The sequence below is a fragment of the Actinomyces sp. MRS3W genome (assembly GCF_032465695.1).
Lineage (GTDB): Bacteria > Actinomycetota > Actinomycetes > Actinomycetales > Actinomycetaceae > Actinomyces.
The window spans coordinates 1-19889 of sequence record NZ_JAWDJJ010000119.1 but is presented as its reverse complement, the minus strand read 5'-3'; the positions used below and the strand labels follow the sequence as shown (position 1 = coordinate 19889).

15 protein-coding genes and 1 pseudogene are annotated in these 19889 nt (G+C 68.8%); 10 read left to right on the top strand and 6 right to left on the bottom strand.

Annotated elements, in window-relative coordinates; all coding sequences use genetic code 11:
* Window positions 1-2: 2 nt before the first annotated feature.
* Window positions 3-887, bottom strand: coding sequence for an aldo/keto reductase (locus RWX45_RS04065; RefSeq protein WP_316022496.1), 885 nt, complete (start codon window positions 885-887; stop codon window positions 3-5).
* 94 nt (window positions 888-981) lie between these two features.
* Window positions 982-1860: an aldo/keto reductase gene (locus RWX45_RS04060; protein ID WP_316022495.1), complete on the bottom strand. Its 879-nt coding sequence runs from the start codon at window positions 1858-1860 to the stop codon at window positions 982-984.
* Between the two features lie 147 nt (window positions 1861-2007).
* Here RWX45_RS04060 and RWX45_RS04055 point away from each other — a divergent pair, with 147 nt between their 5' ends.
* Complete coding sequence (locus tag RWX45_RS04055; protein ID WP_316022494.1) at window positions 2008-2856, top strand: LysR family transcriptional regulator; 849 nt, start codon at window positions 2008-2010, stop codon at window positions 2854-2856.
* A gap of 34 nt (window positions 2857-2890) precedes the next feature.
* On the opposite strand, the gene RWX45_RS04050 is transcribed toward RWX45_RS04055, so the two are convergent.
* Window positions 2891-3508, bottom strand: a complete 618-nt coding sequence (locus RWX45_RS04050; RefSeq protein WP_316022493.1) for a helix-turn-helix domain-containing protein — start codon at window positions 3506-3508, stop codon at window positions 2891-2893.
* 460 nt (window positions 3509-3968) lie between these two features.
* Between RWX45_RS04050 and RWX45_RS04045 the strand changes: the two genes are divergently transcribed.
* Window positions 3969-6401, top strand: a complete 2433-nt coding sequence (locus RWX45_RS04045) for a beta-glucosidase (RefSeq protein ID WP_316022502.1) — start codon at window positions 3969-3971, stop codon at window positions 6399-6401.
* Between the two features lie 179 nt (window positions 6402-6580).
* Window positions 6581-7351, top strand: a complete 771-nt coding sequence (locus RWX45_RS04040) for a carboxymuconolactone decarboxylase family protein (RefSeq protein WP_316022492.1) — start codon at window positions 6581-6583, stop codon at window positions 7349-7351.
* Between the two features lie 560 nt (window positions 7352-7911).
* On the opposite strand, the gene RWX45_RS04035 is transcribed toward RWX45_RS04040, so the two are convergent.
* Window positions 7912-8472: an NAD(P)H-dependent oxidoreductase gene (locus RWX45_RS04035; RefSeq protein WP_316022491.1), complete on the bottom strand. Its 561-nt coding sequence runs from the start codon at window positions 8470-8472 to the stop codon at window positions 7912-7914.
* 131 nt (window positions 8473-8603) lie between these two features.
* Between RWX45_RS04035 and RWX45_RS04030 the strand changes: the two genes are divergently transcribed.
* The 7 genes from RWX45_RS04030 to RWX45_RS04000 all read left to right on the top strand — a co-directional run bounded on the left by RWX45_RS04030 (window position 8604) and on the right by RWX45_RS04000 (window position 17843).
* A complete protein-coding gene (locus tag RWX45_RS04030; RefSeq protein ID WP_316022490.1) occupies window positions 8604-9158 on the top strand; it encodes a methylated-DNA--[protein]-cysteine S-methyltransferase in 555 nt (184 codons plus the stop codon).
* Window positions 9159-9220: 62 nt separating this feature from the next.
* On the top strand, window positions 9221-10183 hold the full coding sequence (locus tag RWX45_RS04025; protein WP_316022489.1) for an NAD-dependent epimerase/dehydratase family protein: 963 nt from the start codon (window positions 9221-9223) through the stop codon (window positions 10181-10183).
* A 39-nt stretch (window positions 10184-10222) separates the two neighbouring features.
* Complete coding sequence (locus tag RWX45_RS04020) at window positions 10223-11089, top strand: alpha/beta hydrolase family protein (protein WP_316022488.1); 867 nt, start codon at window positions 10223-10225, stop codon at window positions 11087-11089.
* Window positions 11086-11889, top strand: coding sequence for an alpha/beta hydrolase family protein (locus RWX45_RS04015; protein ID WP_316022487.1), 804 nt, complete (start codon window positions 11086-11088; stop codon window positions 11887-11889). Before RWX45_RS04020 ends, RWX45_RS04015 begins: the two co-directional genes overlap by 4 nt.
* Before the next feature lie 380 nt (window positions 11890-12269).
* Window positions 12270-15641 carry an ABC transporter ATP-binding protein/permease gene (locus RWX45_RS04010; RefSeq protein ID WP_316022486.1) on the top strand — a complete coding sequence of 1124 codons (3372 nt, stop codon included), beginning with the start codon at window positions 12270-12272 and terminating at the stop codon, window positions 15639-15641.
* A gap of 62 nt (window positions 15642-15703) precedes the next feature.
* Window positions 15704-17221: an alpha-amylase gene (locus tag RWX45_RS04005; protein WP_316022485.1), complete on the top strand. Its 1518-nt coding sequence runs from the start codon at window positions 15704-15706 to the stop codon at window positions 17219-17221.
* 37 nt (window positions 17222-17258) lie between these two features.
* On the top strand, window positions 17259-17843 hold the full coding sequence (locus tag RWX45_RS04000; RefSeq protein WP_316022484.1) for a DJ-1 family glyoxalase III: 585 nt from the start codon (window positions 17259-17261) through the stop codon (window positions 17841-17843).
* Between the two features lie 140 nt (window positions 17844-17983).
* On the opposite strand, the gene RWX45_RS03995 is transcribed toward RWX45_RS04000, so the two are convergent.
* Together RWX45_RS03995 and RWX45_RS03990 are read right to left on the bottom strand one after the other, a co-directional pair.
* Window positions 17984-18550 (bottom strand): hypothetical protein, encoded by a 567-nt coding sequence (locus RWX45_RS03995; RefSeq protein WP_316022483.1) that lies wholly within the window; start codon window positions 18548-18550, stop codon window positions 17984-17986.
* 27 nt (window positions 18551-18577) lie between these two features.
* A pseudogene (locus tag RWX45_RS03990) lies at window positions 18578-19889 on the bottom strand (hypothetical protein); the annotation flags it as partial.

The window sequence follows — 19889 nt, the reverse complement described above, 5'->3', positions numbered from 1 at the left end:
CGTCAGTACAGTGCGCCGCCGCCGATCTGCTGCTTGACCAGGTCGCGCAGCAGCCATCCGACGACCTTCGGGTCGTAGTGGTCGAAGATGCGGGGGAGAGTGCCGTCGTCGAGGGTGGCGAAGGTGGCCAGGTCCTCCTCGGACAGCTCGAAGTCGAAGACGTCGAAGTTCTCCTCCATGCGGTTGCGGTGCGTGGACTTCGGAATGACCACGACGTCCTTCTGGATGAGGGCCCGCAGGATCACCTGGCCGGGCTTCTTGCCGTACTTGGCGCCGATCTCGGCGAGGACCGGGTTGGCGAAGATGTTGTTCTGCCCCTCGGCGAAGGGCGCCCAGGCCTCGTGCACGACGCCCAGCTCGGCCATGACCGCGTGCGCGGCGTCCTGCTGGCGGAAGGGGTGGGTCTCGATCTGGTTGACGGCCGGAGTGATCTCCGCCAGCGCGGCCACATCCACCAGCCGCTCGGGGTAGAAGTTGGACAGGCCGATGGCGCGCAGCTTGCCGGCCTTGTAGGCGTCCTCCATGGCCCGGTAGGCACCCGGGTAGTCGCCCATCGCCTGGTGCAGCAGCATGAGGTCGATGTGGTCGGTGCCGAGTTTGTCCAGGGACTCGTCGATGGAGGCGGTGGCGCGTTCGTAGTTCATGTGGGACACCCAGATCTTGGAGGTGATGAAGACCTCCTCGCGCGGCAGGCCGCTCTTCGCGACGGCGGCGCCGACGCCCTCCTCGTTGCCGTAGGCCTGGGCGGTGTCGATGAGCCGGTAGCCGACCTCGAGGGCCTCGCTCACGCAGCGCTCGGTCTCCTCCGGCGGGGTCTGGAAGACGCCGTAGCCGAGCATGGGCATTTCGACGCCGTTATTGAGGGTTGTGGTGGGGACGGTGGTCATGTGGTTGTCTCCTGAGAATTGGTCGTGGTGCCCTGCCGCGGAACCGACGGCGCGGGACGTGCGGGGCGGCGTGTGGTGCGTTGGCGAGACCGGGTCAGGCCTGCTGGGAGTAGTCGTTGACGGCGGTGGTGAAGGCCGGCGGCTCGTCCGGGATCACGTAGTAGGGGGCCTGCGGGATAGCGTTGATCGCGGCGATCTCCGCCTCGGTCAGGGTCACGTCGAGAGCGGCGAGGTTGTCGGCCATGTGGGCGGGGTTGAGGGTCTTGGGGAAGGTGATGTTCTTCTCCGCCAGGTGCCAGGCCAGGATCACCTGGGCGGGGGTGGCGCCCGTGCGCTGCGCGGCGGCGGCGATGGCGGGCTCCTCCAACAGGGTCTTGTCACCGTGGCCCAGTGGGTACCAGGCCTCGACCAGCACCTTGGTGCCGGTGGCCTGCGCCATCTGCGCCTTGAGCTCGTGCTGGTTCCAGCGCGGGTGCGCCTCCACCTGGTTGACGACCGGCTTGATCTCGGCGACGTCCAGGATCTCCTGGAACTTGGCGATGGGGAAGTTGGACAGGCCGATGGAGCGGACCTTGCCCGCGGCCACGGCCTCCTCCATCGCCTTCCAGCCGGCGACGTACTCACCGTAGGGCTGGTGGAACAGCAGCAGGTCCAGGTAGTCCAGGCCCAGGCGCTCCAGGGTGGCGTCGATGTCCTTAACGGCCTGCTCGTAGGGGTAGGACTGCGGGAACAGCTTGGAGGTGATGAACAGATCCTCGCGCCTCGCGGTGCCGGCGGCGATCGCGTCGCGCACCACCTCGCCGACGGCGACCTCGTTGAAGTAGGCGTTGGCGGTGTCGATGTGACGGTAACCGAGCGCGAGCGCCTGCGGCAGGTGCTCGCGCACCTGCTCGGAGGTCATCTGGAAGACGCCGTAGCCCAGCGCCGGAATGTCGATTCCGTTGTTCATGGTGAAGGACGGGATGGTGGTCATGATGTGCTCCTCGTATCGGCTCGGCGCCGCTGGATCGCTTCTGCTCAACCGTCGCGCCGCGCATAAGTCTCGCCGCGACTGAGCTGTATGTAAAATGCCAATGTTGGAACTCGTAATGCGTCAGACGCATAAGCCTGGGGAGGTTGGGTGGACTTCGAGCAGCTGAGCCAGCTGGAGGCGATCGCACGCGCGGGCACCCTCAGCGCCGCTGCCCGCACCCTGCACCTGTCCCAGCCGGCCCTCAGTCGCTCGCTGCAGCGCCTGGAGACGGAGCTCGGCCAGCCGCTCTTCGACCGTCCCGGACGCCGCCTCGTGCTCAATGAGGCCGGGCGCGTGGCCCTGGATCATGCCGGGCGGCTCCTGCGCGAGGAGCAGGCCATGCGCACCGCCCTCGACGACGTCGCCCGCCGCACCCGGGCGCTGCGCGTGGGCACGGTGGCCCCCGCGCCGCTGTGGCGGCTGACCTCGCTCATCGTCGAGCGCTTCCCCGGCCTGATGCTCACCTCCCAGACCCTTGGCAGGGAGGAAGTCGAGGAGGGTGTGGTGAGCGGTGAACTGGACCTGGGCATCTCCCTGCGGCCCCATCCGCTGCCGACGGTGCGCTCGACCTGGCTCATGGTGGAGAACCTCGCCGTCGCTCTGCCCGCCGGGCATGCGCTCGCGGGCAGCAAGCAGGTGACCGCCGCCGAGCTTGACGGCGAGACCTTCCTGCTGTTGGCGGACATCGGCTTCTGGCGTGAGCGCTGCGACACCTACCTGCCGCATGCGCAGTTCGTGGTCCAGGAGGACCGGGATGTTTTCGAACAGCTGACGCAGAGCACCGACATGCCCTACTTCGTCACCGACGCGCCCTCGCTCGCGGTCCCACGCCCCGGCCGCGTCGTCGTCCCGATCCGCGACGCCATGGCGCACGCCACCTTCTACCTCCTGCACCGTCCGGACGGGCGCAGGGAGGCTGAGCGCATCTTCGACTGGGTCAGGCATCAGGCGGACTGACTCGGCGAGGCGCTTGAGGGTGGGGAGTGGGGCATCAGTCGACGTAGATGCGGACCCGGTCTTCCTCGTCGGTGACGTCGATGAGGGTGCTTGGCCCCGCACCGTCGAGTGCGCTGTAGGAGGTTGCCAGCAGCGCATCAAGGTCAATGCCGTGGTCGGCAACGGCGGTGCGTACCTGCGGCACGCTTGTTACGAAACCCGCGAGCGCGGAGATCGCCTGCATGGGGAAGGCAAGATCAACATTGTTCTGCGGCCCCCGGACCTCAATGTGGAGGCTGCGGCCGGCCACGCGGGGAGCCTGCGGCCCGTCATCTGTGGCCGGCTCGGGCCTGATCAGGGCGAAGTTGGTCGAGGCGGCTGCGGGCGACGACGCCGTTGGGGGAGAGGCCGCCGTCGGCGTCGAGAGGGGTGAGGTTGGGGACGTCGTCGGGCTGGGCGCGTCGGCGTCGTTCGGCACGGCCAGCAGCTCGTCGACACTCGTGTTGAGCAAGCGCGCCAGCACGGGCAGCGTGGCCACGTCCGGGTAGTTCAGATCGTTCTCCCACTTGCTGACCGCCTGCGGAGTCACGCCCATCCGCTTCGCGAGCTGCTCCTGAGTCATGGCCTGCGCCAGCCGCAGCCTCGCAATATTGCGTCCCACTGATTGCTTCATCGGCGTCTCCTTGTCATTTCGGATGTTCGTTGTGTGTGGTCCGGGCCCGCTCGCTGGCGACTTGCGGGTTCGGCGACGTGCCGGTCGGCATCGCCGTATCGATGATGACGGGTGTCGGCAGGGGACGTAAGCACGCATTCGTTGATGACGCAATGCGTGAGTGACGTCGCTGCGAGGCTGCCAGACTCAACCGCTGGTTGAGTCCGACCGCGGAGCTCGGGGCGCGTCGTCGGCGCGTCTTATGCCGTGGTGGCCATTTACGCGGGGCTCGCGCCCCTTGCGTCCCAGACAGCCGGGGATCGGCCGTGGGTCAGCCCGGGGTGGACACGGCGGCACGAATTGTCGGGCCCAATCCCTTCCCTCAGCAATGGACCGGGCGGTAGGATTGTAATCAGTAGGTGCTCTTCGGCGAGTGCTTGCACGACATGCCTGACAGAAGGGGCTCACAGTGGAGCAGAACATGAACCAGTACGAGGTCGACCATCTGGCGACGGTGCGCTCGGGCGCCCCCGAGTCCATGGTCCTACTGAGGTCAGACGGGACCTTCCCCCTGGACGCGCCCGGCAAGCTCGCCCTGTACGGGGCCGGGGCCCGGCGCACCATCAAGGGCGGCACCGGCAGCGGCGACGTCAACTCCCGCCACGTCGTTTCCATCGAGGAGGGGCTGGAGAACGCCGGCTTCACCCTCACCACCAAGTCCTGGCTGGACGCCTACGACGCCGTCGCCACCGAGAACCACACGGCCTTCGTCGCCGACCTCAAGGCCCGCGCCAAGGAGGCCGGCGTCCCCGCCATTATGTTCGGCATGGGCGCGGTCGAGCCCGCCCCCGCCTTCGACCTGCCGCTCGACGGCGACGGCGAGGCCGCCATTTACGTCGTCGCCCGCGACTCCGGTGAGGGCAACGACCGCCACCCCGAAGCCGGCGACGTGAAGCTCACCGACTCCGAGATCCGCGACATCCTCGCCCTCAACGAGCGCTTCGAGAAGTTCCTGCTGGTGCTCAACGTCGGCGGCGTCGTCGACCTGAGCCCGGTCAAGGAAATCGACAACATCCTCCTGCTGTCCCAGCTCGGCGCCGCCATCGGTGACGCTTTCGCCGACGTCCTGCTCGGCAAGAGCTACCCCTCCGGCAAGCTGTCCACCACCTGGGCGGCCTGGGAGGATTACTCCACCGAGGGCGACTTCGGCGACCCCGACGACACTCACTACCGCGAGGGCATCTACGTCGGCTACCGCTACTTCGACACCGTCGGCAAGACCCCCTTGTTCCCCTTCGGCTTCGGCCTGGGCTACACCACCTTCACCGTTGGTGACGCTACCGTCACGGTAGACGGCTCCCAGGTGAGCATCAACGTCACGGTGACCAACACCGGCCAGCGTCCCGGCAAGGAGGTCGTGCAGGCCTACATCTCGGCTCCCGCCGGGAAGCTGGATCAGCCCTACCAGGCGCTCGCCGGCTTCACCAAGACCGAGGAACTCGTCCCCGGCGCCGCCCAGGAGGTCACGGTCGCCTTCGACCTGGCCGACCTCGCCTCCTTCGATACCGCCTCCGCCGCCACCGTCCTGGAGGCCGGCACCTACGTGGTACGCGTGGGCGTCTCCAGCCGCAACACGGTCCCCGCCGCCGCGCTCGAACTCGCCGAGACCGCCACGGTGCGCCAACTGCACAACGCGCTCGGCGATCCCGGCTTCACCGACTGGCGGCCTGAGGCACCCGTCGCCGCCGAGGTGCCCGCGGGCCTGCCTACCTTCGCCATCGACGCCGCCGCCCTGCGCCGCGAGGACACCCAGGCGCCCGTCGACCTCACCGACGCCCTCGACTTCGTCAAGGACCTGTCCGACGACGAGCTCGCCTACATCGTCCTGGGCCAGTACGCCGACACCGCGGACAAGCAGTCCATCATCGGCCAGGCCTCCCAGGCGCTCGTCGGCGCCGCCGGTCAGTCCACCACGCGCTTTGCGGGCCTGCCCTCTCTGGTCATGCCCGACGGCCCCGCGGGACTGCGCCTGACCCCCGAGGTGGGCGAGGACGCCAACGGTAAGTTCCCGCTCGACGACGCCCTGGGTGGCCTGTTCGCCGAGCTCATGGACGACGAGTCGACGGCCGCCATCGGCACCGTGGCCGACGCCGAACCGCGCGTGCCCGACCGCACCTTCGAGCAGTACGCCACCGCGATTCCGATCGGCACCGCCATCGCCCAGACCTGGAACCCGGAGCTGGCGGCCGCCTACGGCGACCTGGTCGGCGCGGAGATGGACCACTTCGGCGCCCACCTGTGGCTGGCCCCGGCCTTCAACCTGCACCGCACCATCCTGTGCGGCCGCAACTTCGAGTACCTGTCGGAGGACCCGCTGCTGGCGGGCCGCGTGGCCGCCGGCATCACCCGCGGCGTCCAGGCCCACCCCGGCCGGGGCGTGACGATCAAGCACTTCGCCTTCAATAACCAGGAGACGAACCGTCTGAACTCCAACAGCCACGTCTCCCAGCGGGCCGCCCGTGAGCTGTACCTGCGCAGCTTCGAGATCGTCGTCCGCGAGGCGCAGCCGCACGCCCTCATGACCTCCTACAACCTCATCAACGGGGTGCACACCTCCGAGTCGCCCGAGCTGCTGGAGGCGATCCTGCGCGAGGAGTGGGGCTTCAAGGGCCTGGTCATGACCGACTGGGTTGTCTACGGCATGACGCGCACGGACCTGAAGTACCCGCGCGCCACCGCCCCGGCGACTATCAAGGCCGGCAATGAGCTGTTCATGCCCGGCTGCGAGGAGGACCGCCAGGGCATTCTGGCCGCCTTGCGCGGTGAGAACGAGCTCGTCACCCTGACGCGGGAGGAGCTGGCCAAGCAGGCCGCCCGGGTCGTGCGCATGGCCTGGGCCCTGGCCGGTCGGTAAGCGGCCCGCCCGACGACGCCGGGCCGGTAGCACCGTCGTCGTCGGGCCATCCAGGCCCTAGCAGGCCCCGTCTCGCGTCGGCTCACGACGCCGGGCGGGGCCTGCCGCGTGCCAGGATGGAAGTGCATCCGGCCCTCCGTGACCGCCTGTCCATCACCGTCTTTCAAAGGAGAAGTCCCTTGGCCTTGACGCCCCAGGCTCACGAAACCCTTGAGCGGCTCTTCGGCAGCCCCGTCCCCACCAACCCCACCGACCCGGAACTGTTCGACATCCTCCAGAACGAGATCTTCGGCGAGGTCTTCTCCAGCGGTGTGCTCACCGACGTCGAGCGGGAGCTGCTCACCGTCACCGCGCTGACCGCCATGCAGACCCTGCCGCAGCTGGCCGCGCACGTCGGTGGCGCCCTCAACGTCGGCGCCACCCCGCTGCAGGTGCGCGAAACCATCTACCAGTGCGCCCCCTACATCGGTTTCCCCAAGACCCTCAACGCCATCGCCACCGCCAACCAGGTCTTCACCGACCGGGGCATTGAGCTTCCCCTGGAGGAGGCAGGCACGGTCGCCTACGAAGACCGGGAGCGCGCCGGGGCCGCCATTCAGACGCCCCTGTACGGGGACGAGGTCAAGCAGGTCTTCGCCTCCCTGCCCGAGCCCTTCGGCGAGCTGGTCCCGCATCTGCTCACCGCCGGTGCCTTCGGGGACTTCTCCACCCGCGGGGTGCTCGACGTCGCCGAGCGCGAGCTCATCAGCCTGGTGGCCATCGCCGCCATCGGTGCCGCCACCCAGCTGCGCCCGCATGTGGCCGGGGCCATCAAGGCCGGCTGCAGCCGCCAGAAGGTCGCCGCCGCCCTGGTGCAGGTCATGCCCTACATCGGCGGCCCCTACGCCCTGACGGGCCTGGTGCTCGTGGCCAACTATGACGAGAACGCCTCCTCCGAGGCCTACCGCTGAGGTGGCAGTGCCGATCGACCCGCCGCCCGCCCCGCGGCTGTCTCCTCACCGAAACCGGCACTTGTAACGTGCCGAAACCGGCACTAATGACGTACCGCGGTGGTGGCTGCGTCCGCTTGTCTGGCTTTGTGATGTCACCGGGGTGGTGGGCCGAGGTGTGGTGCGGGGCCGGCCCGACCGGGGAGCGACGGTTCGTACCTTTCATCGACGGTTCGGCATTTGGCACCAACGCTTCGGCACTTCGCTTGACGGTTCGGCACCCTAGCTGCCGAACCGTCGGCCTCCGTGCCGAACCGTTCCACAGAACGTACGAATCGTCGGCTTCAATGCCGAACCGTCGATGTCTTGAAGTACAGTGCGCAGCTCGGCGGTGGAGGCATACGGCTCTGTGGTGACGGTGCACGGCTCGGTGGCGCAGCCCAGTGCGGAGGATGTTGGCGCGCGTCAGTGTTTGCCCGAGACGGTGCCGGGCCCCTCGCAGACGTGTAGACGGTTTGTGTAGACGGTCTGTGGGGCCCGGCGCTGATGCGTGGCGCGGGGCGCTGCCCGCATCCGTCTGCTCACTCGAAGGTGCCGAGCTCTTCCAGGTCGGCGTCGGTGAGCCAAGCGGCGTAAGCGGCGGCCTGCGCCTCCAGGTCGGCGTCGGACAGCGTGAGCGTGCCGGTGGTGACGAAGGGCTTGAGGAAGCGGGTGCCGATGAGGTTGCTGGTGGCCTGGAAGGGGCGCAGCAGGTCGGTGACCGTGTAATGGAAGCTGCCCTCGTGGTCGTAGTTGGCGGCCGGCGCGCCGGGGGAGACCGCCAGGGCCAGTTCCTTGCCGTGCAGGGCCGTGCCGGTCGAGCCGTAAGCCCAGCCGTGCTCGAGCACGTCGTCCTCCCACTGCTTGACCAACGGTGGGCAGGAGTACCAGTACATGGGGAACTGCAGCACAATGCGGTCGGCCGCCTCGAGCACCCGCTTCTCCGCCTCGACGTCGATGCGGAAGTCCGGGTAGAGCTCGTACAGACGACGCACCTGGACGTCGGCGCCGGCGGCCGCCGCGTCCTCGGCCGCCCGGGCCAGTCGGGCGTTGACGCGGGAGGCATCCATACGCGGGTGGAAAACGAGAACAGTGGTTGTCATAAGAACCCTCCGGGTGTTGGTACAAACTCGTGCAGGTTATGCAGGCACAGCATCCGCAGCCAGGCCCTGACAGGGCCGGGCAGACCCGGCTGCTGCCCACCGAGTGCAGCAAGACGCGTACAGTAGGGACTGTGCCGCAGGTCACCAGCTACCTCTCCGCCTTCGACTCGCCGCTAGGGGCAATGACGCTCGCGGCCGCCGTCGGCCCGGAGTACCCCGAGGGCGGGGCGATGATCGGCGTGTGGTTCGACGGGCAGCGCCACGACCGCGCCGGACTGCCGACGGACGCCGTCGTCGTCCAGCCCGGAGACCCCGACGCGCCCGCGGTCCTGACCCGGGCGCGCGCCTGGCTGCAACGCTACTTCGCCGGTGAGGACCCCGGCGAGCCACCCCCACTGCGCACAGTCGGCACCGAGTTCCAGCAGCGCGTGTGGGCGCAGCTGCGCACCATTCCCCGCGGCCAGGTGACCACCTACGGACACATCGCCGCCGCCATCGCCGCCCAGACCGGCCGCCCCTGCGCGGCCCGCGCCGTCGGGGGAGCCGTCGGCCGCAATCCGGTGAGCCTGCTGGTGCCCTGTCACCGCGTCGTCGGCGTCAACGGGGCGCTGACCGGCTACGCGGGCGGCCCCGAACGCAAGGCCGCCCTGCTGCGCCTGGAGGGCGCTGCCGTTACACTCAAGTGACCGCGAACTCATGACCCGAACAGCCGTCGGTCGCCGCGGACCGCCGGCCAAGGAGGCAACCCATGAAGGCAGTCGTCATTGGCGCCACCGGGCACATCGGCACCTACCTCGTGCCCATGCTCGTGCGGGCCGGATACGAGGTGACCGCGGTCAGTCGCGGACTGGCCGACCCCTACGAGCCCGACCCCGCCTGGAATCGAGTCCAGCGCCTGAGGCTGGACCGCGCGGCGGACCCGGAGTTCGCACGCACCATTGCGGAACTCGACGCCGAGGTGGTGGTGGACCTCATCGCCTTCACCCCCGATCAGGTCGCCGCCATGGTCACCGCCCTCGCCGGCACCCGCCTGACCCACTACCTCGTGGCCTCCTCCATCTGGGCCATGGGACGCAGCCTGATCTCCCCGGTGCGCGAAGACCACCCGCGCGACGCGTTGGACCAGTACGGACGCGACAAGACCGCCGTCGAGGATCTCCTGACCGAGCAGTGGCTCCAGCACGGCTTCCCCGCCACGATCGTGCGCCCGGGCCAGATCTCCGGCCCCGGCTGGCTCATCATCAGCCCCACCGGCAACACCGGCACCGAAGTGTTCCAGCGCATCGCCGACGGCGAGGAGATTGTCCTGCCCAACTTCGGCATGGAGGAGCTCCACCACGTTCACGGCTACGACGTTGCCCAGGTCTTCGCCTGCGCCATCGCCCACCGCAACCAGGCGCTGGGCGAGGCCTTCCACGCCGTCGCCGACGACGCCCTGACCACCTACGGCTATGCCGAGGCCATGTACCGCTTCTTCGGCCGCGAGCCGCAGATCACCCTGCTGGGCTGGGAGCGCTGGGTCGAGGAGTCCGGGGCCAGCGAGGAGGAGGTTCAAGCCACCTACCTTCACCTGGCCCGCTCCGGCTACTTCAGCAACGAGAAGGCCAAGCGGCTGCTCGGCTTCCAGCCCCGCTACACCACGCTGCAGACCGTCGAGGCCGCCGTGCGCAGCTACGTCGAGCGCGGCGTCATCACCGCCACCCTCGCATAAGCGCCGCCCGCGCGCCGCCATCCGTCTCGGAGCCGCCCCATGAACCCTTTGCCGGATTCCTCCCGCCCATCCCGGCGCCAGGCCACGCTGCGGCGCCTCGACGTCGAGGTCACCTCCCGGGGCGCTCCTCTGGAGGGTGTGCTCACGCTCCCCACCGTCGACGGCTCGGGCTCGGGCACCCTGGGCGGCGACGCTGCGGGCGCGCGTGTGCCCCTGGTCATCTGCTGCCACGGTTTCACCGACTCCCTGCGCGGCACCGCCGACGTCGCGGACCACCTGGCCGGCCTGGGAGCGGCGACCTACCGGTTCACCTTCCATGGCGGCTGGGCGGGGGCGGACATGACCGACATGAGCGTGCTCACGGAGGTGGACGACCTGGAGGCCGTCATCGACGCGGCGCGAGCCGGGGCGCAGACCCGCACCGGCCCCTGGGCGGGCATCGACCCCGACCGCATCGCCCTGCTGGGCAAGTCCCAGGGCGGCGCCGTCGCCATGCTCACCGCGGCCCGCCGCCCCGAGACGGCGGCGCTCGTCGCCTGGTATCCGGCGCTGTGCATCAGGGACGACCTTCACCGGGGGCTCGGAACCCTGGACGGGGTGGGGGAGACCTTCGCCTGGATGGGGCAGAAGCTTGGACGCCGCTACGCCGCGGACATATGGGGCCTGGACGTCTATGCCGAAATCGGGAACTATCCCGGTCCGGTGCTGGTCATCCACGGCACGGACGACTCTCTGGTCCCCGTCACCTACGGCGAGCGCGCCGCCGCATGCTACCGGGACGCCGACTTCCTGCCCGTCCCGGGTGCGAGCCACGGTTTCCACGGCGCCGACCTGACCACGGTCCTGGACGCCACCACCGCCCACCTGCGCCGTGCGGGCATCCTGCCGTCTGCCGACGCCGCATGAGCGATTACCTCGCGCGCGAGCTGACCGCGCCGGTCGCCGCCACCGCCGACCACCCCGGCGGGCTGGTCCACGCCCTCGTCTACGTGCCGCGCGCCGTCGTCGCCGGGGGTGGGCGTGCCCCGCTGGTTGTGTGCTGCCACGGCTTGGGGGAGTCCGGGCTGCGGGTGGCCCCGGTAGCTCAGCGCCTGGCGGCCGCCGGCGCCGTCGCCATCGCGCCGTCCTTTCGCGGGGGAGGGGCGCCGACCGCCGGCCCCACCACCGAGATGACCATCCGCACCGAGGCGGCCGATCTGCAGGCCGTGCTCGCGGTGGCCCGCACCTGGCCCTTCGTCGACGCGGCCCGCACCGCCCTGTTCGGGCGCAGCCAGGGCGGGCTGGTCGCCATGCTCGAAGCGGCCGCGCACCCGGCGCAGATCGCTGCGCTGGCCCTGTGGTACCCGGCGCTCGCGGCGCCTGCCTCGGTCAGGCGTCGCTTCGGGCGCATCGACGCCGTGCCCGCGAGCTTCGCTTACCGGGTGGATGAACATGACCTCACGTTGGGGCGCGCCTTCGCCCGCGACCTGTGGGACCTGGAGGTTGAGGACCGCATGCGCGGCTACCGCGCACCGGTGCTCATCGTCCACGGCGAGCAGGATGCGGATGTGCCGATTGCCGTCTCCGAGGCGGCTGTGCGCACGTTGCCCGACGCCCGCCTGGTGCGGGTGCCGGGCGCCGCGCATGGTTTCGGCGACGCGAACTTCGAGACGGCGGTGACGCGGACCATCGCATTTCTCACCTGGGCGGGTGTTCTGGACGACTGAGCGCGCGACCATCCTCATCGCCGTCGACCTCGGTGCGGTGCTGTTGGACCTGCGCGAGCGGCTGATTGTCTGAATCGGTGACAAACGGGCTTCCGGCTCCGGATGGCTGCGCGAAGATCGTTGGAATCATGCGGCTTTGAAATCGGGCTCGGTCGCCGGATCCGGCGTTTGTCACCATCTGCGACAGTGTTGGGTCGGTGCAGCCGCCCCCTCCGGCGGCAACTTAGTTGGACCTCAGCAACTTCGACCGGTTTCGGCATGTCACAAGTGCCGGTTTCGGCATGTTATTAGTGCCGGTTTCGGTGAGGGGTGGTTTCTTTTGGGTACTCCCAGGTAAACCGCATAGGCTTTCGAGCTCAAGCCCCCCCACCGGAGAGCCCATGCTCGAACTGCATGACATCACCAAGTCCTACCGCACCGCCTCACTCGATCAGACCGCCCTCGACGGCGTCACCGTGTCCTTCAGGGACAACGAGTTCGTCGCCGTGCTGGGACAGTCCGGTAGCGGCAAGACCACCCTGCTCAACGTCATCGGCGGGCTGGACCACTTCGACTCCGGCGACCTCGTCATCGACGGCGTCTCGACCAAGCACTATCGCAGCCGCGACTGGGACGCCTACCGCAACAACCGCATCGGCTTCGTCTTCCAGTCCTACAACCTCATCCCGCACCAGAGCGTCCTGGCCAATGTTGAGCTCGCCCTGACGCTGACCGGTGTCTCCCGGGGGGAGCGGCGCGAGCGGGCCCTGGCCGCACTGGAGGAGGTCGGCCTGGCCGACCACGTGCACAAGCGCCCGAACCAGCTCTCCGGCGGGCAGATGCAGCGCGTCGCCATCGCCCGCGCCCTCATCAATGACCCCGAGATCCTGCTGGCCGACGAGCCCACCGGCGCCCTGGACTCCACGACCTCCATCCAGGTCATGGACCTGCTGCGCGAGGTCGCCTCCGACCGGCTGGTCATCATGGTCACCCACAACCCCGAGCTCGCCCACGACTACGCCACCCGCATCGTCGAGCTCGCCGACGGTCGCATCACCTCCGACACCGCCCCCTACCATCCCGCGGCCGACGACGCCCGCGAGGCCCGGCCGCCGCGCCGCACCCGCATGGGGCCGCTCACCGCCCTGTCGCTGTCCTTCAGCAACCTCATGACCAAGAAGGGCCGCACACTCATGACCTCCTTCGCGGGGTCCATCGGGATCATCGGCATTGCGCTCATCCTGGCGCTGGCCAACGGGGTCAACGCCTACATTGCCCGCACCGAGGAGGAGACCCTGTCCTCCTACCCGCTCCAGATCCAGCGGCTCGGCATGGACTACACCGCCATGATCGCCCAGGCCACCGACGCCGGAGCGCAAGAGGACCTGCCCGACGGCGTCGTCGGGGAACGCCGCGCCCTGGGCAATATGCTCGGCTCGGCCAACGCCAACGACCTGGCCTCCCTCAAGAACTACTTCGACGCCGACGGCGGCGGCATCAACGCCCACGTCAAGGCCATCGAGTACCTCTACGACGTCACCCCGCAGCTGTACCTGCCGGTGTCCGAGTCCGCCTCCGCGGGCATGCCCACCCAGGTCAATCCCGACACCGCCTTCACCTCCTTCGGCGCCATGACGACGACGATGCAGATGACGGTTTTCCAGCAGCTCGCCACCGACACCGACCTGTACGCGGACCAGTACGACGTCGCTGCCGGGCGCTGGCCCACCGCCTACAACGAGCTGGTCATCGTGCTGCCCGAGGACGGGCGCATGACCGACCTCACCGAGTACGCACTCGGCCTGCGCGAGCACACCGAACTGGAACAGATGGTGCAGGCCTACATCTCTCGCGACCTATCCGTCGCCACGTCGTCGACGGATTCGCAAGCGGATGCGGACTCCACCGCCGAGCGCACCTACGCCTACAACGACCTCATCGGCCGCACTCTCAGCCTCGTGCCCGCCCACGAGCGCTACGTCTACGACCAGGAGTACGGCGTGTGGACCGACAAGTCCACGGACGCCACCTACATGTCCGACCTGGTTGCTCACGGGGAGACCATGAGCGTGGTCGGCGTGGTGCGGGCCAGCGGCTCCCAGGCGTCGCTCACGCCCGGTGTCTACTACACCCAGGCCCTCACCGAGTACCTGGTGGAGCAGGCGGCCAACTCCGACATTGTCAAGGCGCAACTCGCCGACCCCGACGTGGACGTCTTCACCGGCAAGACCTTCGCCGAGGAAGCCGACTCCACCGGCGACACCGAGTTCGACATCACCAGCCTGTTCACCATCGACGAGTCCCGGCTGCAGGCGGCCTTCCAGATCGACCCGAACGCCCTGGACTTATCCGGGCTGGACCTCACGGGCATCGACCTGTCCGGCCTGGATACCACCCAGCTGGACTTCTCCGGCCTGGACTTAAGCGCCCTCTCCGCCACCCAGCCCGACATCGACCTGTCGGACCTGGATCTGTCCTCACTGAGCCTGACCGACCTGGAGGAGCAATTCCCCCAGCTGGCCGACGTCGACTACACCACGCTCATCACCCAGGCACTTTCCGACGGCGTCATCAAGGAGGGCGCCGACGAGCGGGTCTCCACCATGATGACCGGGCTCATTGCCGGCTTCACCGACTACTACAGCGAGCACGCCACCGGTGAGGATCCGGACGACGACGCCGACAACCCCGAGTTGGCCACGCTGGTGACCGACTACCTCGCCCAAGACGATGTCCAACAGACCATTGTGGACACGCTCACCTCCGACGAGGTCATCGACTCCACCAAGCTCACCGAGAACCTCACCACCGCCCTGGGGCAGGACCCCGCAATTGCAGAGATTTCCGACGCCGTGCGCGACCAGCTGGTGTCCGCCATCGGCTCCCAGGTGGCCGCCAGCGTCACCGGCTCCATCACGCAGGCCCTCTCCAGCGCCCTGCAGCAGACCATGGCCGCCGCCATGACCCACATGATGACGACCATCCAGACGCAGATCACCGCGCAGGTCGAGGCCGCCACCAGCCAGCTGGCCACGAGCTTCGCCGACGCCGTCAGCGTGGACCCCGACGCCTTCGCCCAGGCCTTCCAGCTGGAGATGAGCCCCGAGGAGATGAGCGAGCTGCTCAGCACCTTGGTGACCACCGAGAGGGCCACCTACGAGACGAACCTGACCGCCCTGGGCTGGGCCGACCTGGACAACCCCAGCGAGATCGACATCTATCCCAAGGACTTCGCCGCCAAGGACTCGGTCAAGCAGATTCTTGAGGACTACAACGCGCAGCAGGTGGCGGCCGGGGACGATGACAAGGTCATCACCTACACCGACGTCGTCGGCGTCCTCATGAGCTCGGTGACCCGGATCGTCAACATCATCTCCTGGATGCTCATCGCCTTCGTGGCCATCTCGCTGGTGGTCTCCAGCATCATGATCGCCATCATCACCTACATCTCCGTGCTGGAACGCCGCAAGGAGATCGGCATTCTGCGGGCCGTCGGCGCCTCCCGCTCCGACATCCGCCACGTCTTCAACGCCGAGACCATCATTGAGGGCCTGCTCGCCGGTCTCATGGGCGTGGGTATCACCCTGCTGGTGAGCCTGCCGCTCAATGCCTTCATCTACGGGCGCTTCGGCGTGGAGTCCATCGCCCAGCTGCCGGCGAGCGCCGGCGTCGTCCTCGTGCTCATCTCCGTGGGGCTCACGGTGCTCGCCGGCCTGGTCCCCTCGGGCAAGGCCGCCCGCGAGGACCCGGTCGAGGCGCTACGCTCAGAGTGAGCGTCGCTCCGGGCTGAAGGTGGCGCCGGGCCGCGAATAAGGCCCTCCGGTAGGCTGCCCCCGTGAGTGACAGCACGACCCTCGGCTTCGGCGGGCATGAGAACCCGATCCTGCTTCAGGGATTCGCCTGGGACCTCGCCGCCGACTCCAGCCACTGGCGCTTCCTGGCCGACAACGCCGCCCTTATCGCCGACTCCGGTGTCACCGCCATCTGGCTGCCGCCGGCCTACAAGGGGCAGGACGGGGTGAACGACGTCGGCTACGGCGTCTACGATACCTACGACCTGGGCGAGTTCGACCAGAAGGGCACCGTCCCCACCAAGTACGGCACCAAGGACGAGTACGTCGCCGCCATCGCGGCGCTGCGGGCCGCCGGCATGCAGGTGCTCGCGGACATCGTGCTCAACCACCGCATGGGCGCCGACGGCGCCGAGCAGGTGCGCGCCGTCGAGGTGGACGGCGCCGACCGCCGCAAGGTGATTGCCGAGCCGACCACCATCACCGCCTGGACCCGCTTCACCTTCCCCGGCCGGGGCGGCGTCTACTCCGACTTCACCTGGGACTCGAGTTGCTTCCTCGGCACGGACTGGGACGAGAACACCCAGCGCAGCAGCGTGTGGCTGTTCGAGGGCAAGGAGTGGAACGAGGACGTCACCGACGAACGCGGCAACTTCGACTACCTCATGGGCGCCGACGTCGACCTCAACAACCCGCGGGTGTCCGAGGAACTCATCCGCTGGGGCCAGTGGTACCTGGAGACCACCGGCGTGGACGGGGTGCGCCTGGACGCCCTCAAGCACATGAGCCGCGAGTTCTACCGCCGCTGGCTGCCGGCCCTGCGCCAGGCCACCGGCCGGGGGGTGCCCGCCGTGGGCGAGTTCTGGTCGCGCGACGCCGCCGAGCTGTGCGCCTACCTCGGCGAGGACCCGGTCATGAGCATGTTCGACACCCCGCTGCACTACCGCCTCTACCACGCCTCCTTCAAGGACCGCTTCGACCTGTCGCGCATCTTCGAGCACACCCTGGTGGAGGCGGACCCGGACCACGCCGTCACCTTCGTGGAGAATCACGACACCCAGCCCGGCCAGTCCCTGCAGTCCTTCGTCGAGCCCGGCTTCAAGCCCGCCGCCTACGCCCTCATCCTGCTGCGCGAGGCGGGCACCCCCTGCGTGTTCTGGGGCGATCTGTTCGGCACCCCCGAAACCGGGGACATCTCCGCCTGCGTGGAACTGCCGCTGCTCATGCGGCTGCGCCGCGCCCTCGCCTACGGCCCGCAGCACGACGCCTTCAACGCCGCCGACCTGGTGGGCTTCACCCGTGAGGGCGACGACGCCCACCCCGACTCCGGCCTGGCAGTCGTGCTGTCCACCGGGGTGGCCGCCACCAAGCGGCTGTACGTCGGCGCCCAGCACGCGGGGGAGCGCTGGATCTGCGCACTCGGCGACCACGGCGCCGTCACCATAGGCGGCGACGGCGGCGCCGAGTTCCCCGTCAGCGAGACCGGCCTGTCGGTGTATGTGCCCGCCTCCGCGCGCCCGATTATTGACCGGGGCCTGACCCGGCTGGTTCGCGTACGCTGAAGGCAGCCGCAGCATCGGTGCTACTAGAGGAGGAACCATGCCCACGCCCGCCACGCTCACCACTGATCAGAAGGTCGCCGTCCTCATTGCCGAGGGCCTGGAGGAGGTGGAGGCGCTGGCCGTCGTCGACGTCCTATTCCGCGCCGGCATCCGCACCGACCTCATCTCCATCTCCGACTCCCTGACGGTGACCTCCTCCCACAAGGTGGTGCTCACCTGCGAGGCGCTGCTGGGCGAGGTGAACCTGGCCGACTACGACCTGGTGTTCCTGCCCGGCGGCATCCCCGGAACCCCCAACCTCAAGGCCAACGCCACGCTCACCGCTGAGGTCACCGCGCGGATGCGCGACGGCCGCCCGGTGGCCGCCATCTGCGCCGCGCCGTCGATCCTGGCCGAGCTGGGCCTGCTTGAGGGGTGCGCGGCCACCTCCAACCCCAACTTCATGGAGGTGCTTGCCGAGCACGGGGCACACACGAGCGAAGCCGCGGTGGTTGTCGACGGCGAATTGTTCACCAGCCGCGGCATGGGCACCGCCGTCGAACTCGGCCTGGAGATCGTCCGCCACTACCTGGGTGACGACGCGGTCGCCGCCGTTAAGCGCGGCATCGTCTACCAGCACTAACCACCGAAACCGGCACTAATGACGTGCCGAAACCGGCACTTGTAACGTGCCGAAACCGGCACTAATGACACGTCGAGACCGGCACCAATGACGTGCCGGTCCCGACGTGTCGGCTGTATACCGGTTGTTCGCCTGCGACCTCAGGCATCCGCTCCGGGCGCGTCGCTCTTGCGGCTGGGCACGAGCGCCATAACCAGCAGTGCGACGCCGACGCCGGCGAGCAGCACGATGGCCGCCGTGACCAGGTCGATGCGCACCCCGGCGGCGACGGCGAGCAGCAGCCCGCCCAGCACCAGCAGGATCAGCCCCCACACCAGGGTCGTGCCCCGTACTCCCGTCGGTGCGGGCGGGGCCGATACCGAGCCGACGGCGTTCGGCGGCGCTCCGGTGGTGCGGCGCGGCGCGCTCCACACGTCATCCACCGACGTCGTCGAGGGCGTGGTGCGGGGTAGCTCGCGCGTAGGCGACTCTGGTGATGTCCCCCCTGGCGGCTGCCAGGTATGCGCCGGTGAGCTTGTGGTTGTCGATGCGGCAGGTTCGCCGGATGCCAGCGGCTCGGTAGGGGCCGCGGACGTGTCGGGCGTGGCGGCACTCGGGTCGCCGCTCGGCAGCTGCGCCGTCATCTCCTCGGTGCTCTCGTCCGTCGCCGGGCTCTCACCGGTGCTCTCGCCCGCTACGGGGTTCTGCGCGTTGTCGCGGTTCATCATCGTCTCCTTGCTTGCAAAAGTCGCGGGTCAGTTGGTCGGTGCTGCGGTCGGCTCCGGCGCGCCCGACGTCGTAGCGGTTCCCGACGGCGCCGCGGACGGCGCAGCGGTGGCTGCCTCGGTGGGGGAGGCAGAAGCGTCGGCAGAGGCACCGGCGGCGGAGCCGGATTCAAGCGCCTCATTGACGCAGTTGTCCCAGGCCTCGCGGCCCGCACCGGTCAGCTCCGGCATGTCGTACCAGCTGCCATCCCAGTAGCTGTCGGTGGAGTCCTCATACTCATCCTCATCCGTATCGTCGGTGTTGTCCGAGGCCTCGTCGGCTGCTTGAGCGGCGGCGGCGCAGACGCTTGCGGTGTCGGTGTCGATTGCTTCGTGCGTCATGCCGGGAACCGGGAGCTCGTCATGGGTGCCGCCATGCTCATCAACCCAGCTCCAAACGATCCAGGCCCCGTTCCTCTGGATGCCGTACCAGGTGATTTCGCCGGGTTCCTCGGCAATTCTCACGGAGCCGGTGCCGACCTCGATGGAGAGCTGCATGGCGGTGCCCGCGTCCTGAGCAGCGGGGGAGAGGAAAGAGATCATCTCGCCGCTGCGCCACTGCGCAACAGAGTAGTTATTGACGCTTGTGCCATCGACTGTGTACCGGTCCTCCTGCCAGTATCCGCCGTCACCGAGTGACCGGCCGTCGACCAACCAGGCGTCCTTGAAGTCACCGATGGTCTCGCCCAGCCCTACCGTCGAATCGATACCGAGGTTCTGCTCTGTGGAGGTATGGATAGTCACCGTGCCGATGCCGAGGCTGAGATGCGCCCGTACTGTCGGCTCCTCGCCCACCGGCATATCCGTCAGGTCCAGGATGACATCACCGACGGCGTAGTCGCCTAGGTCCACGGACGTGTCGACGTCGCCGTTGACAGCAGCGAACCGGCTTTCAAGATCGTCCCAGGTGAGCGTGACCGAGTGTGACGACACGTTCCGGGCAAACTCGGTGGCCCTGAGGGCACCGTTCGGGACATTCGTGCCGATGATGAGCACGGGCACGGCCACCATGACGGCGAGCCAGCCCAGTCCGGTCATCCAGCCGCCGCGGCGCCCGCGCAGGGCGGCGATGGTGACGCCCAGACCGAGCAGGGCAGTGATCGTGCCGACGACGGCCAGCACGCCGGCGAGCTGGCCCAGGTGACCAGTTGACCAGGCCAGGATCACGGCCGCGACGGCGCAGCAGATGATGCCCGCGATGACCAGGCTCAGCCGTCGACCCGGTCCGGGCCGACGGGGGCGCGGTGGCCGCACCGGCCTGGGCGCGGGGCGCGGGGCACGCGGTACGGGCGCGGTCTGTACG